Source organism: Arthrobacter sp. alpha11c, assembly GCF_054149985.1.
This window is the reverse complement of record NZ_CP196747.1, coordinates 442,901-458,460: the sequence shown is the minus strand read 5'-3', so window position 1 is coordinate 458,460 and position 15,560 is coordinate 442,901. Positions and strand designations below refer to the sequence as shown.

18 protein-coding genes and 2 tRNA genes are annotated in these 15,560 nt (G+C 60.3%); 12 read left to right on the top strand and 8 right to left on the bottom strand.

Annotated elements, in window-relative coordinates:
* Window positions 1–22: 22 nt before the first annotated feature.
* The gene (locus ACTAQJ_RS02125; protein ID WP_477516326.1) at window positions 23–502 is read left to right on the top strand and encodes an OsmC family protein; all 480 of its coding nucleotides are present in this window, start codon (window positions 23–25) and stop codon (window positions 500–502) included.
* A 16-nt stretch (window positions 503–518) separates the two neighbouring features.
* Here ACTAQJ_RS02125 and ACTAQJ_RS02120 read toward each other — a convergent pair whose 3' ends face one another.
* Window positions 519–1,511 (bottom strand): NAD-dependent epimerase/dehydratase family protein, encoded by a 993-nt coding sequence (locus tag ACTAQJ_RS02120; RefSeq protein WP_498700385.1) that lies wholly within the window; start codon window positions 1,509–1,511, stop codon window positions 519–521.
* Window positions 1,512–1,598: 87 nt separating this feature from the next.
* Between ACTAQJ_RS02120 and ACTAQJ_RS02115 the strand changes: the two genes are divergently transcribed.
* Entirely contained in the window at window positions 1,599–2,261 is a 663-nt protein-coding gene (locus tag ACTAQJ_RS02115; protein WP_309929868.1) for a mechanosensitive ion channel family protein, read from the top strand.
* A gap of 34 nt (window positions 2,262–2,295) precedes the next feature.
* Window positions 2,296–2,709 carry a globin gene (locus tag ACTAQJ_RS02110; protein WP_223949302.1) on the top strand — a complete coding sequence of 138 codons (414 nt, stop codon included), beginning with the start codon at window positions 2,296–2,298 and terminating at the stop codon, window positions 2,707–2,709.
* A 2-nt stretch (window positions 2,710–2,711) separates the two neighbouring features.
* Here ACTAQJ_RS02110 and ACTAQJ_RS02105 read toward each other — a convergent pair whose 3' ends face one another.
* Window positions 2,712–3,383 carry a DUF8185 domain-containing protein gene (locus ACTAQJ_RS02105; RefSeq protein ID WP_477516324.1) on the bottom strand — a complete coding sequence of 224 codons (672 nt, stop codon included), beginning with the start codon at window positions 3,381–3,383 and terminating at the stop codon, window positions 2,712–2,714.
* A gap of 63 nt (window positions 3,384–3,446) precedes the next feature.
* Here ACTAQJ_RS02105 and ACTAQJ_RS02100 point away from each other — a divergent pair, with 63 nt between their 5' ends.
* Window positions 3,447–4,352 (top strand): acyl-CoA thioesterase, encoded by a 906-nt coding sequence (locus ACTAQJ_RS02100; RefSeq protein WP_498700383.1) that lies wholly within the window; start codon window positions 3,447–3,449, stop codon window positions 4,350–4,352.
* Window positions 4,353–4,460: 108 nt separating this feature from the next.
* Here ACTAQJ_RS02100 and ettA read toward each other — a convergent pair whose 3' ends face one another.
* Entirely contained in the window at window positions 4,461–6,143 is a 1,683-nt protein-coding gene (gene ettA / locus ACTAQJ_RS02095) for an energy-dependent translational throttle protein EttA (RefSeq protein ID WP_224164549.1), read from the bottom strand.
* 103 nt (window positions 6,144–6,246) lie between these two features.
* Window positions 6,247–6,840, bottom strand: coding sequence for a DUF6993 domain-containing protein (locus tag ACTAQJ_RS02090; protein ID WP_498700381.1), 594 nt, complete (start codon window positions 6,838–6,840; stop codon window positions 6,247–6,249).
* On the opposite strand from ACTAQJ_RS02090, the gene ACTAQJ_RS02085 reads away from it, so the two are divergent.
* Window positions 6,839–7,285, top strand: coding sequence for an SRPBCC family protein (locus ACTAQJ_RS02085; RefSeq protein ID WP_498700380.1), 447 nt, complete (start codon window positions 6,839–6,841; stop codon window positions 7,283–7,285). The two genes, ACTAQJ_RS02090 and ACTAQJ_RS02085, sit on opposite strands and share 2 nt — an antisense overlap.
* Window positions 7,286–7,356: 71 nt before the next feature.
* Here ACTAQJ_RS02085 and ACTAQJ_RS02080 read toward each other — a convergent pair.
* Window positions 7,357–7,429, bottom strand: a tRNA-Arg gene (locus ACTAQJ_RS02080).
* Between the two features lie 220 nt (window positions 7,430–7,649).
* Here ACTAQJ_RS02080 and ACTAQJ_RS02075 point away from each other — a divergent pair.
* On the top strand, window positions 7,650–8,210 hold the full coding sequence (locus ACTAQJ_RS02075; RefSeq protein ID WP_498700378.1) for a single-stranded DNA-binding protein: 561 nt from the start codon (window positions 7,650–7,652) through the stop codon (window positions 8,208–8,210).
* A gap of 69 nt (window positions 8,211–8,279) precedes the next feature.
* Entirely contained in the window at window positions 8,280–8,879 is a 600-nt protein-coding gene (locus tag ACTAQJ_RS02070) for a GNAT family N-acetyltransferase (protein ID WP_498700376.1), read from the top strand.
* 68 nt (window positions 8,880–8,947) lie between these two features.
* Here the strand turns inward: ACTAQJ_RS02070 and map are convergent, their stop codons facing one another.
* Window positions 8,948–9,715, bottom strand: a complete 768-nt coding sequence (gene map, locus ACTAQJ_RS02065) for a type I methionyl aminopeptidase (protein ID WP_498700374.1) — start codon at window positions 9,713–9,715, stop codon at window positions 8,948–8,950.
* Between the two features lie 167 nt (window positions 9,716–9,882).
* Between map and ACTAQJ_RS02060 the strand changes: the two genes are divergently transcribed.
* Window positions 9,883–10,569, top strand: a complete 687-nt coding sequence (locus tag ACTAQJ_RS02060) for a DNA alkylation repair protein (RefSeq protein ID WP_498700372.1) — start codon at window positions 9,883–9,885, stop codon at window positions 10,567–10,569.
* A gap of 38 nt (window positions 10,570–10,607) precedes the next feature.
* Here ACTAQJ_RS02060 and mptB read toward each other — a convergent pair whose 3' ends face one another.
* The gene (mptB, locus tag ACTAQJ_RS02055; protein WP_431115488.1) at window positions 10,608–12,164 is read right to left on the bottom strand and encodes a polyprenol phosphomannose-dependent alpha 1,6 mannosyltransferase MptB; all 1,557 of its coding nucleotides are present in this window, start codon (window positions 12,162–12,164) and stop codon (window positions 10,608–10,610) included.
* A gap of 191 nt (window positions 12,165–12,355) precedes the next feature.
* Here mptB and orn point away from each other — a divergent pair, with 191 nt between their 5' ends.
* From orn to ACTAQJ_RS02035, 4 genes are all read left to right on the top strand, one after another.
* Window positions 12,356–12,949: an oligoribonuclease gene (orn, locus tag ACTAQJ_RS02050; RefSeq protein ID WP_498702140.1), complete on the top strand. Its 594-nt coding sequence runs from the start codon at window positions 12,356–12,358 to the stop codon at window positions 12,947–12,949.
* Between the two features lie 132 nt (window positions 12,950–13,081).
* Window positions 13,082–13,154 (top strand) — tRNA-His (locus ACTAQJ_RS02045).
* 136 nt (window positions 13,155–13,290) lie between these two features.
* Window positions 13,291–13,863, top strand: coding sequence for a peptide deformylase (gene def / locus ACTAQJ_RS02040; RefSeq protein WP_431115490.1), 573 nt, complete (start codon window positions 13,291–13,293; stop codon window positions 13,861–13,863).
* Window positions 13,864–13,867: 4 nt separating this feature from the next.
* Window positions 13,868–14,752, top strand: a complete 885-nt coding sequence (locus ACTAQJ_RS02035; RefSeq protein ID WP_498700368.1) for an acyltransferase domain-containing protein — start codon at window positions 13,868–13,870, stop codon at window positions 14,750–14,752.
* Here ACTAQJ_RS02035 and ACTAQJ_RS02030 read toward each other — a convergent pair.
* Window positions 14,737–15,537: an HNH endonuclease family protein gene (locus ACTAQJ_RS02030; protein WP_431115492.1), complete on the bottom strand. Its 801-nt coding sequence runs from the start codon at window positions 15,535–15,537 to the stop codon at window positions 14,737–14,739. The two genes, ACTAQJ_RS02035 and ACTAQJ_RS02030, sit on opposite strands and share 16 nt — an antisense overlap.
* Window positions 15,538–15,560 lie beyond the last annotated feature (23 nt).

The following is a 15,560-nucleotide window of genomic DNA, read 5'->3' as shown; positions in this document are numbered from 1 at the left end:
GGCAGATGGCTAAACTGTCCGCATGGGCCTCAACGAACACCACTATGCATTGACCGTCCGCTGGACTGGAAACCTGGGTGTGGGTACAGAAAGCTACCGAGGGTACTCGCGGGATCATGACATAGAAATTCCCGGGCTGCCCGTCGTCAAAGGTTCCGCAGATCCAACGTTCCATGGCGACCGCACACGCTACAACCCGGAGCAACTCCTGCTTGCTGCCTTGGCGCAATGCCACATGCTCTCGTTCCTGCACGTGGCGGTAAGACATGGGGTTGTAGTTACCGGCTACGAGGACAACGCCGAGGGCGTCATGAAGCTAAATCGTGACGGCAGCGGTCAGTTCGAGAGCGTGACGCTCAAGCCGCACGTCACCATCGCGGACCCGGCTCATTCGGCCTTGATGGCGCAACTTCACCACGAAGCCAACCAGGTCTGCTTCATAGCCCGCAGCGTGAACTTCCCCGTTCTGCATGAACCAATCACGACGTCGGCAGCGGCCTGAGGCTGCTGAACCCGCCCTAGCTCTGTTGTTCCCGCAGGAGTCCTACCAGCCTGCGTTCGGTTTCACGGCTTAAGCCTGCCTTGCGCTCCCTTTCCAAGCCCAGGCTTCGCTCATAGTCCAAGGCGTCCCGAAGAGTCTCCTGCCACGGGCGCAATGCCATACCGAGCGCCTTCGCGGCTTGATTGCTTCGCGATTGGAAGCCATCGTGGTCTGCCGGCAACCAGAGGGGAAGTGAGTCCGGCCCGGCCCAGTAGTCGACGCCTTGCTCCACCAGCCAGTCTTCGTCGGCCTGGACAGTTTCCTGGCCCAGCGCCGTGCGGCTGGATTCCGAAATGTACTCACTGAACGGAACTACATCTCCCAACGCGTTGTACGTGCCCGTCAGGTCCATCTCCGCCCCTTGAATGATCCACCTGGCGAGGTCACGGACGTCGATGATCTGGGTGGCGTCATCTGGAATGTTCGGTACCAGAACCGGCCCAGCATTGGCTGCGAAGCGCGCAGGCCAATAACCGTAACGGTCAGAGCCGTCCCCTGGCCCTCCAATGAGACCTGCCCGCACAATGTGGGCTTTCTGCCCGACCAGTGTGAGCGTCATGTGCTCGATCGCAGATTTTGATTCACCATAGGTTTCCGGAGTGCCGGCTTGTCCTTCAGGCAAAGGTTCAAGGAGCGCCGCGTTCTCGTCCGCACCAGGAACCGAATGATCCGCATACACCGAGCAACTGGACACGAAGGTCCAATGGCGCGCACTCGATCCCAACGCTTCAAGGGCATCCCAGGCCTGAACAGGATCCCTGGAAACGTCGATAACCGCGTCCCAGCTGCTGTTCACGTCCTCATAGGCTGCACTACCCAAGGCGCGGTCGCCACGGACCCAGGCCACGCCGTCGGGCGGGTTCGCCTGGGTGCCACGGGCAAGGCACGTGACGTCGTGCCCCAAGGCAAGCGCCTGCTTTGCGATTTCAGCTGACAGGAAGGCAGTACCGCCAAGGACCAGGATGCGCATACCGTCACGCTACGGCGATAGGGTTGGACGTGGACAGAGTGTTCCGCGCCCGGCGAACACGGGCCGACGACAAGGAGTTATTCCACCTTGACCTCCATCCCCCTGGCGGAAACCATCACCATCGAACCGGAGAAAATCGACTTCGTTTCGATCCTCATCACCTTGGGCGTGGGCCTGCTGGTGTGGATCGTTGCGCGATTCATCATCCTGCGCATCACGCGGCGAGTGTCCGCGGGCAGTTCATTCTTCAAGAAGCCCCACTTCAAATGGGTGCAACCGGCAATCCGCGCACTGGATCACGAACGCCGATCACAGCGCGCCGAAACCATCGGCACTTTGCTGACAAGCCTCGTGAGCGTCGTGGTTGTGGTGATCGTGATCATTTACGTCCTCAAGTTCATGAACGTGGACGTCGCGCCCCTGCTGACAAGCGTGGGAATACTGGGTGTCGCTATCGGTTTCGGTGCACAGCAGCTGATCCGTGACTTCCTCGCCGGTATCTTCATCACCATCGAAGACCAGTACGGAATAGGCGATGTGATCGTCACCAGCGAAGTGATTGGTACCGTTGAATCAGTGGGCCTGCGCATTACGCGGGTCCGCGCTGAGGACGGAGCCATCTGGTATCTGCGAAACGGTGAGATTCTGCGCGTGGGCAACCGCTCGCAGGGAGACTACGTTCCGTTGGAGTCGCCGGAAACCGACGACAATGATGCTGCCAAGAAGGCTGAGGAGAAGGCCAGTGAGTGACACGAACCCCCAGGCTGGTCCACGACGCCAGCTGATGCAGAACGATCCCTTCAGCCAACCCGCCTACACCGACAGCTTCTATGCAGCCGTGGGCGGGCACGATACTTTCGTGAAGCTGATCGACGTCTTCTACGACGGCGTTGCGCAGGATCCGCTCCTGCGGCCCATGTACCCCGAAGAAGACCTGGAACCGGCCAAACGGCGCTTCCTCATGTTCCTGGAGCAGTATTGGGGTGGTCCCACTACTTACAGTGAGGAGCGGGGCCATCCACGCCTGCGGATGCGCCACATGCCCTTCCGCGTCACGCCCGAAGCGAAGGACCGCTGGCTCTTCCATATGCGGACAGCAGTGGACTCGCTCGGGTTGTCGCCACTTCACGAGGGAACCCTTTGGGACTACATGGAGCGCGCAGCCCTGACCATGGTGAACAGCCCCTCTGCCGTCTAAGGCTAGAAGCCCAAACCCAAGCCTGCGCCCGTGCGGACCAGTACATGGCCACGAGGACCACTTAAGCGGAACCACCGTCCATTGCGGAACAGCTGCTGTTCGCCTTCGCCCAGGAATCCCAGGGCGAAGGCAGCGAAGGCCGCACCCGCAGGCAGGTCACTGAGGCCGGGGAGCTCTCGTCCCCACACGGCGGCCCGGGCTGTATTCACAACGGCAGCTCCGGCGGCAGTGGGCACCACGCCAGCCACCTCTGCAATGCCGGATTCCGCTGCTGACTTCAGGTCGGCGTCGAGCACCGTCCCCAGGATTTCCCAACCGCTCCTGGGCGCGCCGACGCCAGCCCATGACTCCGAAACCGTCGACGGCGGAATGGGCAACTCGACGTCGTCGGCACCCGAGCGGGCAAGACGGTCCATGACGGAGGCGAGCGTCACAGTGACATCGGCCTGCGCGGGTTCTGCAAGCGCCATGGTCCGTAACCCAAGGATTGTGGGAGTTGATTCGCCCAGGATGCGTGGCCTGAGCACACACACGTACGCGGCCAATACCTGGCCAGCCGCCTGAAGGCGGATGGCGCCGTCATCGATGCTCTTGGCACGCGTCACGTACGTCCGCAGGTCAACGAGGTCGCGGGGATCGGCAAAGCGGAAGGACTGGGTCAAGAGGTCTGTCACAGCATCGACTCTACCGGCATGTCCGCGGTTGAGAGGGGTCCGGGGGCCGTCTAGAGTCGAACCATGACTGACACGAACGCTGGCCTCAAGGTTGAGGCACCCGCAGAAGATCCGACGGAAGTCCTGATTGGCCTGTTGGACCTTGGTGACTTCGACGGAGCCCGGACCAATGAGGATATCTTCCTTGGACCTTCCCAAAAACAGCCCCGGCATCGTGTCTTCGGCGGCCAGGTTCTGGCCCAATCCATGATGGCTGGGATGCGAACCGTGGAACCGGATCGGGTGGCGCACTCCATGCATGGCTATTTCCTGCGTCCCGGTGACGCCAATAAGCCCATCACGTTCGGTGTGGAACGGCTGCGTGACGGTCGGTCCTTCTCGGCGAGGCGCGTTCATGCTTATCAGGACGGTGTCCCGATCCTTTCAATGATTGCCTCGTTCCAGGTTCAAGACGAGGGCCTGGATCATCAAGCGACAATGCCCGAAGGCATTCCAGACCCGGAATCCTTGCCCAGCACGGCTGAGTTGCTGGCTCAATTCGACCACCCCTTGGCACGGCACATGTCCTCGGAGCGGCCGTTCGACGTCCGTCACATCGACCCCGCACTTTACGTGTCACCGCCAACCGAGCACGTGGCCACGAATGCCGTCTGGATGAAGACGATGGGGCCATTGCCCGACGACCCCAAGCTGCACCTGGCCGCGTTGGCATACGCCAGCGACTACACCTTGTTGGAGCCCATCCTCCGCAAACACGGCCTCGCCTGGATGACACCGGGCATGAGCGTCGCAAGCCTCGATCACGCCATGTGGTGGCACCGGCCGGTCCGGGTGGACGACTGGTTGCTGTACGTCCAGGAGTCCCCCAGCGCGCAAGGGGCACGTGGGTTGGCTACCGGGCGGATATTCAACCGCGAAGGCCTGCACGTTGCAACCGTGGCACAGGAGGGGATGGTCAGGATTCCGTAGGCGGTTGGTGTGCTGAAGGGTTAAGACGCAGTGTTAAGCCAATGAGGGTTAAAGCAAAGAGGCCGGTCCCTGCTCGGACCGGCCTCTTTTGTGCCTGTGGCGACCCGGTTAGTCGCGGGTCAGGCGGCGGTGCGTCACGCGGTGCGGCTTTGCCGCATCAGCGCCGAGGCGCTCCACCTTGTTCTCCTCATAGGAGTCGAAGTTACCTTCGAACCAGTACCACTTGGAGGGGTTCTCGTCGTCACCTTCATAGGCGAGGATGTGGGTTGCTACCCTGTCAAGGAACCAACGGTCGTGCGAGACCACCACGGCGCAGCCAGGGAACTCGAGCAGGGCATTTTCCAGGCTGCTCAGGGTTTCGACGTCGAGGTCGTTAGTGGGCTCGTCGAGGAGCAGGAGGTTGCCACCCTGCTTAAGGGTCAAGGCAAGGTTGAGGCGGTTACGCTCACCACCGGAGAGGACACCAGCCTTCTTCTGCTGGTCCGGTCCCTTGAAGCCGAACGCCGAAACGTAGGCACGTGAAGGCATTTCGACCTGCCCGACCTGAATGTAGTCGTGGCCTTCGGAAACAACTTCCCAGAGAGACTTATTGGGATCGATGCCGCCACGGGACTGGTCCACGTAGGAGATCTTCACGGACTCGCCGATCTTGAGCTCACCATCGTCCAGGGGCTCCATGCCAACGATGGTCTTGAACAAGGTGGACTTGCCCACACCGTTCGGGCCGATGACGCCGACAATGCCGTTCCGGGGCAATGAGAAGGAGAGGTCCTCGATCAGGACACGATCGTCGAAGCCCTTCTTCAGGTTCTTCGCCTCGATCACCACGGAACCCAGGCGCGGGCCCGGCGGAATCTGGATCTCTTCGAAGTCGAGCTTGCGCGTGCGCTCGGCCTCTGCAGCCATTTCTTCATAGCGGGCAAGACGGGCCTTTGACTTGGTCTGACGGCCCTTGGCGTTGGAGCGCACCCATTCAAGTTCTTCGGTAAGGCGCTTGGACAGCTTTGCGTCCTTCTTACCTTGGACCTCAAGGCGGGCCTTCTTCTTCTCCAGGTAGGTGGAGTAGTTACCTTCGTACGGGTAAAGGTGGCCGCGGTCGACTTCTGCGATCCACTCAGCCACGTGATCCAGGAAGTAACGGTCGTGAGTCACGGCAAGGACGGCACCGGGGTACTGGGAGAGGTGCTGCTCAAGCCAAAGAACGCTCTCGGCGTCCAAGTGGTTGGTGGGCTCGTCAAGGAGCAGAAGGTCCGGCTTCTGGAGCAGAAGCTTGCACAACGCTACGCGGCGACGCTCACCACCGGAGAGGACAGTGACGTCGGAATCAGCTGGCGGGCATCGCAGGGCGTCCATGGCCTGCTCGAGCTGGGAATCGATATCCCAGGCATCGGCAGCGTCAATCGCTTCCTGCAACTTACCCATCTCATCCAGGAGAGTGTCGTAGTCCGCATCCGGGTTCGCCATCTCTTCGGAGATCTCGTTGAATCGCTGGATCTTGCCGTAGATCTCGCCAACGCCTTCCTGGACGTTGCCAAGGACGGTCTTTTCCTCATTCAATGGCGGTTCCTGCAAGAGGATGCCCACGGTGTAACCGGGGCTCAGGCGGGCCTCGCCGTTTGAAGGAGTGTCCAGCCCGGCCATGATCTTCAGGATGGTGGACTTGCCAGCACCGTTCGGGCCCACGACGCCAATCTTCGCGCCAGGGTAGAACGACATGCTGACGTCGTCCAAAATAAGTTTGTCGCCAACGGCCTTGCGAGCCTTGGTCATCGTGTAAATGAATTCCGCCATGCCCTTAAATCTAGTGGGTAGGCGGACAGATCTCACATTCGGTGCTATTGGGCATTGCCAGCAGCTCCTTGGGGCGGTGCTGCTGGTCTTTGGGGCGGTGCTCCTAGCGAACGCTGCCCACGAAGCATTTCCCGGTGGCAAGTACTGGCAGAACGCTCATCACGACGCCTCCATCCCGGATCTGGCCCATGACGCAACTATCCCCTGCGAGCGCCGCAGCTTCCAACGCATCGACATCAAGACCTGTGGGCGTCCGGCTGACGGACACTTCCACGTTGGCTTTGGGAATGCCCGCCGATACCAAGGCTGCGCGAACGGATTCCGTATCCGGCTTGGGGTTGGCGGCCACGATTTTCTTCAGTGCAGCCTCCACAGCCGTGCTCGTGGCCACTACTTCGGGGTCCATACTCGTTCCGCCGCCGGGCTGTTGGGATGCGGGGCTTGAAGAAGTGATGCCTGCCGTGGGTGTTTTGGGGGACGCGGCACATGCAGGCAGCGCCAGCGCAGCAACAATGACCAAGAAGGTCCCGACGGCCTTACCGTTCAACTGAAAATTTCTTGCACGACTCGGCTGCTCCACCCTGGTTCCCCTGCTCATCACAAAGCCATTCTGCCATTCCCATGGACGGCGGGCGGGCGTAGCGTGGGCCACGTGGTGGCGCGCCTGGACCGGCGGCCGCGGGAAGGAGAAAACCATGGAAGGAAAAATCCCTTATGCCGAGGCGTCGATCACCGTAGCCGCCCCGCGCGAGCAGGTATGGAAGGCCCTGACGGATCCTGGCCTCATCAAGGAATACTTCCTCGGAACCAATGTCGAAACGACGTGGCGGGTAGGCGATCCCATCACTTACTCCGGCGAGTACAACGGCAAGGCATACGAGGACAAGGGCACCATCCTGGCCTTCGAACCCTTGCAGCTCTTGAAAACCACTCACTACAGTCCTGCGTCGGGACTTCCGGATTCCCCCGGGAACTATCACACGGTCGAATACAGCCTGGCCGATGCGGACGAAGGAACATCCGTAACTATTTCGCAGGGCAACAACAAGAGCGAAGAAGAAGTGGAGCATTCCGCAGCGACGTGGCGCGTGGTGCTTCAGAACCTCAAGGAATTTCTTGAGTCGCAGCCCCAGACTTCTTGAGTCAGGGGCAAGGAGCCAGGCAGTTAAGAAAGCAGTCCCCCGGAACCCTGCAGGTTCCGGGGGATTTCTCGTGCCCCAGGAGGGAATCGAACCCCCGACCGGCGGATTAGAAGGCCGCTGCTCTATCCCCTGAGCTACTGGGGCGCACAGGCGCCAATACAAGCGTATTCCGCTGGCGCCACAAAGAGTTTACAGTGCATTCGCCACTGCAACCTGCCAGCCACGCCTACAGACACTTCCCCTCCACAACAACCCTGCGAGCCGGAGTTATTCACATAGGCCACGACCGCACTCCCCTACCTGGTTTGCATGGATGAAGCTAAGAGGGCCGGACGGGCACTTTCCTACATCGAGAAGGACCACCATGAACGACACCATTACTCTTCGAGGCTTTGTAGCCTCGGAAGTTAAGAGTTCGACCACTACACGCGGTACGTCCACTGCTTCATTTCGTCTTGGGACAACTGAACGCCGCTATGACCGGGCCAGCAATACATGGGTGGACGGCAATACCAACTGGTACACCGTGCAGTCGTTTCGCTACTTAGCCGGCCACGTCGGCTGCAGCGTGAAGAAGGGTCAACGCGTCATCGTCGTCGGAAAGCTACGCCTGCGGCAGTGGGAACATGAGGGCAGGATCTACCATGTGGCAGAAGTCGACGCGGAATCAGTCGGGCACGATCTCATGTGGGGCTCTGCGAACTTCACCCGGATGAACGGGACGTCGGCTCCAGCTGACTCGAACCCGTCCGGCGAGGCAGCCGGGAAGCTTGGAGATCCGGGGATTGAGTGGGAGTCCGGCGACAACGAACAAGCGCCCCCGGAGGAGGAGACAGAAACAATCGACGTCGATGACCCGGACGACGGTACCGGTCCGCTGGTGGTAAACACCACCACAGGTGAGTTGGTGGGTGCCGGGGCTTGAACTTCCGTGTCGGGGGACCGCGATGAAACTCGTGGGACCAGCCCCGCGGGTGGAGATTATTCTGGGTCCATGGCATACGACGCAGCAGCTCCCCAGCTGGAAGCCGCTCCTGCATCCTGGGAGGCCGTGGAAGAGCTATTCGGGGTCAAGGGCGAGCCATCCCGGTGTTGGTGCCGCTGGTTCGCCCTCCCCGGCAAGGAGTTCAGGTCCAAGGCACCAAACGAACTCAAGGAGCTCCTGCGGACACGCTTCGACGAGGATCCAGAGCCAGGGGTGCTGGCATTCCGGGGCGGTCAGGCGGTGGGCTGGTGCGCTGTGGAACCGCGGGCAAACTATCCCCGCATAGAACGGTCGCAGCTTCTTCGGGCAGCGGACCTGCCACCCGTTGACGTTGGAACTCTTTGGTCGGTGAGCTGTTTTGTGGTTTCACCGAATCATCGGCGATCAGGTGTTGCCGCGACGTTACTCCGGGCAGCCGTGAACCATGCCTTCAATAACGGGGCTACTACCCTTGAGGCGTATCCCATCGATACCGACCTTCGTCCAAAAGCTGGTCCCTCGGACTTGTATCACGGCACGGTTTCGCTGTTCATCGAAGGCGGGTTCTCTGTGGTTTCGACTCCCATTCCCGGACGCGCCATCGTTCGCCTCAACAGCAAGGCCGCATAAGAAACCCACAGAAGTAACCAGGGCAAAGTCCAAGGCGCTGCCAGGGTGGTCAACTGACTTCACAGCAGCTACGGCAGGGTGAGGATCATGGGTCCATCAGCTGTGATAGCGACGGTGTGCTCACTATGGGCGGCCTTGTTTCCGCTGGCTGAGCGCAGAGTCCACTCATCGTCATCGTGGTAGTAGTCATCCTTACCGCCCAGGATGAGCATTGGTTCGATGGCGATGACCAACCCCTCTTCAAGTTTTATACCCCTGCCCGGCCTGCCGATGTTGGGGACGGGCGGTTCAGCGTGCATTGTCCGGCCGATACCGTGGCCCCCGTGATCGGCCAACAAACCGTATCCAGCACGTTTGGCCTCGCCGCCGATTGCATAGGCGAGGTCGCCCATCTTGTTGCCCACACGGGCAGCTTCGATACCCCGGGCGAGTGCAGCGTCTGTGGCATCGATCAGTGCCTGGTCCACCGGATCTGCCGTCCCCACGATGAAGCTGATGGCAGCATCTCCACACCAGCCTTCAAGGAAGGCGCCGCAATCCACACTAAGAAGGTCCCCGTCCTGAAGGACGTAGCCATTTGGAATTCCATGCACCACCGCGTCATTGACACTGGCACAAATCACCCCGGGAAACGGGACGGCTGCCCATCGCGGGTGGTAATCCAAGAAGGCCGGTTTGGCTCCCGCGCCTTCAATAACGTACGCGGCAACCTCATCCAATTCCTTGAGGGAAACACCGACGTCCGCATGTTCCTTGACCGCTGCCAACGCCTTGGCCACCACGCTGCCGGCCTCGCGCATCACCGAGATCTGATCTGGTGTCTTCAGCATGGACATGGGATTCCTCCGTTTTTGCTGGGCGGGATCATTCGCTGTTGAGGATCATCGTGGGCCCGCTGGCCATTGGTTCCACTCTACGTGGGGCAGGTGGCTGCATGAGGTGGAGAACAAAGGGGAGTTCCCGGTTGAATAATTCCGAGGACGGCCGGTCATAGAGTTGGGGCATGGAGAACAAGGACTTGCTTGAGGCCATCCGGTCAACGCTTCGCTCCGCCGGGGACGCCGAGCGTGCCCGGGGAGCCCAGGCGTATATGAAGTCGGACATGCCCTCCTGGGGGATCCGGGTTCCTGAGGTGCGCAGGATCGCCAAGGCCGCAGCCAAGCAGTTTCCCATCTCTTCACCGGTCAGCCTTCGCGAGGCCGTTCTTGATTTGTGGCGGAATGCCCAGGCGCGCGAAGATCGATATGCAGCCATTGAATTGACGGGCCTGCCGATGGTCAAGGAAGACCTTGCCATGCTGCCGGTTTATGAGGAAATAATTCGCACTGGCGCCTGGTGGGACCTCGTCGACGGAGTGGCCCACCGTCTCTGCGCACTCCTGCTTGCCCACAGGTCCACCATGACGCCTCTTTTGCTCCAATGGTCCACGGACCAGGACATGTGGATCCGAAGGGCGTCCATCACTGCGCAATTGGCAGCCAAGGGCCTGACGGACCCGGGACTGCTGGCGGCTGTTATCAAACCCAACCTTGCCGACAAGGAGTTCTTCATCCGGAAGGCCATCGGATGGGCCTTGCGGGAGTACAGCAAGACAAACCCTGAGTGGGTCAGGGCATTCGCCGCAGAGAATGCTCCAGCCCTCAGCCCGCTCTCCACACGCGAAGCAATTCGGCTTCTTTCATCACATTAAGCATCCCGCCATGAGAGGTCAGAAGATTCAGGGAATCCTCAGATGATCGGGCGCAGGCCTGGCTCGTCGCGCTTACGGAAGAGGCTCTTCGTCTTCGGATCCACGAAGATCAAGTAGACGGCAAACAGGAGCGCGATGATGGCTGCCGCGTTCCGCGCCAGCGTCAGGGCAAGGCCAAGGTCCTCGCTCTGAAGATAGGGGAACACATCCAGTTGGTCTGAGATGGCGTAGACCATGAAGAACGACACCACGAAGTAGACCGCCTTCACCTGCCAGTCATTGCGTATGCCGGTCACAGCAAACAACGGAATAAGCCACACGACGTACCACGACTGGATCATCGGGGCCAGCAGGACGATCGCCGCAAAGGCCAGGGTGAGCCGGCGCATCAGGCGGTCGTGTTCTCCCCGGAAGACCTGCCAGGCAATGGCTCCCACCATCAGCACTTTGCCGGCGTCGTAAACCCACTTGGCCATGCCCCAGCCGTCAAGTCCAAAGACGTTGAAGATCGACGCGACAACCAGGCCAATCAGGCCGATGGGTGCGTACCAAATCCAGACGCTCCCAGGGGCAGACAGACCCTTCACCCACCCAAACCCAAATCCGTTGACCAGGCTCATCGCGTACAGGAGGCCAAAAGTCAGGGCGGCTGTCAGGAACCAGAAAAGGATCTTGCGCGGCCATGACGCACCCTTGCCCGCCCAGAGCAAGCCAATAAAGGGCAGGAAGACCACCGTAATTGGCTTGACCGAAATGGAGAGTGTCACCAGCACCAGGCCCAGGACCACCCGGCGGGTGGCGCAGTAGTACAGGCCTGCCAAGGCCAGCCCAATCATGAGGGCGTCGTTATGGACACTGGCAATGAAGTTGGTGAGAAAGAGGGGGTTGGCGGCTGTCAACCATAGTGCACGGTGCGGATTGACGCCGTGGAGTTCTGCCAGCTTGGGTACGTAGATGATGCAAAGTATGACGCCGGCAACTGCCACCAGCCTGAACAGCATGATGCAAGCCTCAGGTTGGACATTGGTTACCCAAACAACAAATTGTTCGATCCAAAGGAAGAGCTGACCGTAGGGAACGGGAGCTTCCGTCCACATCTTGTCGGCACCCAATTGGAAGTAGTTCGGGAGGGCTGAAATCCCGTTCTCGTAGGGATTCATTCCCTCAACCATGAGTCTGCCTTGCCCGATGTAGGCGTAGACGTCCCTGCTGAACAGCGGGACAGTGAACATCATGGGCAGTCCCCAGGCCACCACAGCCTGCAAGGTGGCCTTGCGGGCTTGGAGTCCCCAGACCCGGACACGTTGCCCCAGGCGCAGCCAGGCCCGGACAAGCAGCATGCCACCAACAGCCAGCAGGACGATGGACAGCGCGACGCCCACACCTTCGGTACGCATCCAGATGAAAAGCGGAAGCCGGCGAAGTTCAGACACTGGCGCGAGCCAGCCCACGCCCAGCGAGCCGAAGACAAGGAACATCGAACCAATGAAACCGGCGATCAGCGGGGACCTGGCGTTATCCACTTCGCTGGCAGCAGCATCCGCAGGCGGCGCTTCTTTCCCTGCCTTCTGGGCGGCGGGTACAGGCACCGTCATGTGGTCTTCATCCAATCGTTTGCCCGTTGCGTTCCGGGACAGAAATCTGAATCTCTGGGGGCTGTCCACGACAGGAAGAAAGGACACTGCCGTGCTCAAAAATCCTACCATCGGAGCACTTGGAACCGCCTGAACGATAGGCTAGGCGCGTGCCTATTACTAATGAACGCATCGTCTGGATTGACTGCGAAATGACCGGCTTGGACCTCAAGAACGACGCCCTGATCGAGGTTGCGGCGCTCGTGACGGACTCCGAGCTCAACATCCTGGGCGATGGCGTGGACGTCGTCATCAAGCCCGACGACGCCGCTATGGAGCAGATGAACGACTTCGTTCGCGACATGCACACCCGCTCTAAACTCCTTGACGAACTCCCCCACGGCAAGACGATGGCCGAGGCTGAGGCGCAGGTGCTTGAGTACATCGAGAAGTGGGTTCCGGACCCCCGGAAGGCCCCGTTGGGAGGCAACTCGGTGGGCACGGACAGGATGTTCCTGGCCAGGGACATGCCGAACATTGTGGAGCACCTCCACTATCGCGTCATCGATGTCAGTACCATCAAGGAACTCTCGCGCCGCTGGTTCCCGCGGGCCTACTTCCAGTCGCCGGCCAAGCATGGCGGACACCGCGCACTGGGAGACATCAAGGATTCCATCGACGAGCTCCGCTACTACAGGCAGGCCGTTTTTGTCCCAGCGCCGGGACCCGACACTGCCACGGCCCAACGCATCTCCAAGGACATCACGGCCACTGCTGAGACTCTGGGTTCAACAGAAACTATGTGATCTGCGCCATTTTTGAAGGTTTTTTCGTCGAAACCGGCAAAAGTGGACTTTTCACCCCAAAACAACAGGTAAGCTATTTGTCGTTGCCTTCACGGAATGCCGGTCATCCGGACAAACCGAAAAAGGCACATGGTGGGCGTAGCTCAGTTGGCAGAGCGCCTGGTTGTGGTCCAGGAGGTCGCGGGTTCAACCCCCGTCGCTCACCCCGCCGAGATTGGCTCAAAAGCCGGTTTCCACAAAGGCCGCACCGGTTATCCGGTGCGGCCTTTGTTTTGTTTTGGCCCGCATGCAGTCCCATGGGTTGCTTCCGGAACACAGCGATCGACTAAGGAAGAGCTGACATGACCGTCCTGCCAGTGACCATTTGGGGCGAACCCGTTTTGCACCGTCGGGCAAGTGAAGTCGAAGTATTCGATGACGATCTCCGAAAACTCATCGCGGACATGTTCGAAACCAATGAAGCCGCGAACGGAGTGGGCCTCGCCGCACCCCAGGTGGGAGTCGGGAAGCGCATCTTTGTGTATAAGTACGCCAACGACGACGACGCGCCTGAGCAAGGCGTTCTGGTCAATCCCGTCTTGACCCTCTCAAAGATCTCCGGAGCCCTCCCGGACCCGGAAGAGCACATAGAGGGCTGCCTGTCCTTTCCCGGAGAGCACTACCCTCTACAGCGCGCCGAGTGGGCCCGTGTCCAGGGCTTTGACGGTGACGGAAACCCTGTCGACTTCGAAGCTACGGGCTGGTTCGCTCGAGTCATGCAACATGAGTACGACCATTTGGACGGCAAGCTTTACGTCAACCGCCTTGTGGACCGATATGCCAGGAAGGCAATGAAGCAGGCCAAGAAGAACGGTTGGGGCGTTCCCGGATTGACATGGATGCCTGGCGTCGACCCTGATCCTTTCGGACACTGATTCGATGAGCCAAGCACGCCATGCAGAATTGTTTCAGCTCCTGGATATTAACGGCGAGGACGCCATGGAATGCGCCGCGCTCTTGGACAGAAACCCCAGCGGCCACGTCTTGGACGCATTGGAACTGCTGCAGCAACGGCTTGGCACTTTTCCAGCCGACAGTATCTCTCCCGACCAGCTTTCGCCCGACGCAGCTTCTCCCAACCAGATTTCTCCCGGCCGGCACCGCGAGACCGTCTGGATCGAAGCACTGCTCCGCTTCGCACCCAGAGTCCACGCATACCATCTGGAGTTGGGAATCAGCGTGGATGTGTCAGCAGCCACGCTGGCGGACGTGGGGCTCCAGCTTCGCATCAACCGACGCGTTCATGGACATTTCGGGCTGGACACCTGGAGTTGGCTGACGTTACATATGGCAGGAAATCTGTTCCGGCTCGGCCGGTTGCAGTTCCATTTGATCCGGAGCGGGCACAACGACGGGCCAGGGAGCAGCGTGGCATACGCATCCGCTTGGGTCCTGGGGGTCCACATTCCCGAGGACGGCGGCCTTTCCCCCGCGCTGGTAGATGCCAGCTTTGACGAGGCACGCTCGTTCTTTCCCCGCTATTTCCCGGACAAGCCTGCCACTGTGGCCACGTGCGAGTCCTGGATGCTGGATCCGTACTTGGTTGAAAGGCTTCCAAACAGCAACATCGCGTCCTTCGCCGGCCGTTTCACGCTGGATCGGTGCACCGACGCCCCCACTGATGCCGTGTACTTCACGTTTAGGCAGCGGGGGCTGGAGAACCTGGACAAACTACCCCGGGAAACTTCGCTCCAGCGCATAGTCCTTGAGAGAATCGCCGACGGCGGTACCTGGCAACTGGGACACGGTCACCTGACGCTGTAAATGGTCTGCTGATCCGGGCAAGAAGAGAGGACGCGCATCATGGCGTCCTTCTCCGCCTGCGTAACCCAGAGGTTGTAGGCTGCCTTGACGGAGATCTGCCGTGCTACGTAGTGACACCGGAAGTTCTTGTTCGGCGGGAGCCAGGTGGCGGCGTCGCCTGCGCCCTTCTTCACATTCTCGGGCCCATCAGCCGCAATCAGGTTCAAGGGATCATTTGCCAGCCTTTGACGCTGCTGCACCGTTAATTGCTTGGCACCCTTCTGCCATGCGTCGGCCAAGGCGACAATGTGGTCAATCTGAACATCAGCGCTGGTGTCCTGGCCCCGACGGAAGGTCACGTGGGCGCCCGTGTAGGGTTCGTGAAACTCTCCAGTGGCAACCTTGCATGAGGAACCACTGGTGAACTCCACTGACGACAGGTCCCTGCGCAGGATGTCGTTCCTGGTATCGCATCCGTTTCGGTCCGCATCCAGCCAGGCCTGACCGAAAGCGGTTCGCTCATAGTCTTCCTGGGATGCCCGTCCCTTAACTTCCAGCTGTCCCAGTGCCGCGCTTGCCTTCTCCGCGGGAACGGCCTCGATGCCGGTGATGGGTTTCATCCAAGCCGGATTGAATACCGGCGCATCACTGGGACCGGAGACCCATGGCTCGGCCGCGTTGAACTGGCCGGTGGTGAAGAACCAGGACAGTCCTGCCACGAGGGTGGCGGCCACTAATCCTAGAATGGCCCAGGCTTGGCGGGATCGTCTGCGCGCGCGTTTGTAGGCAGACCAGGTGATACTCAAGGGGCTCCGTCCAGTCGGGGTGG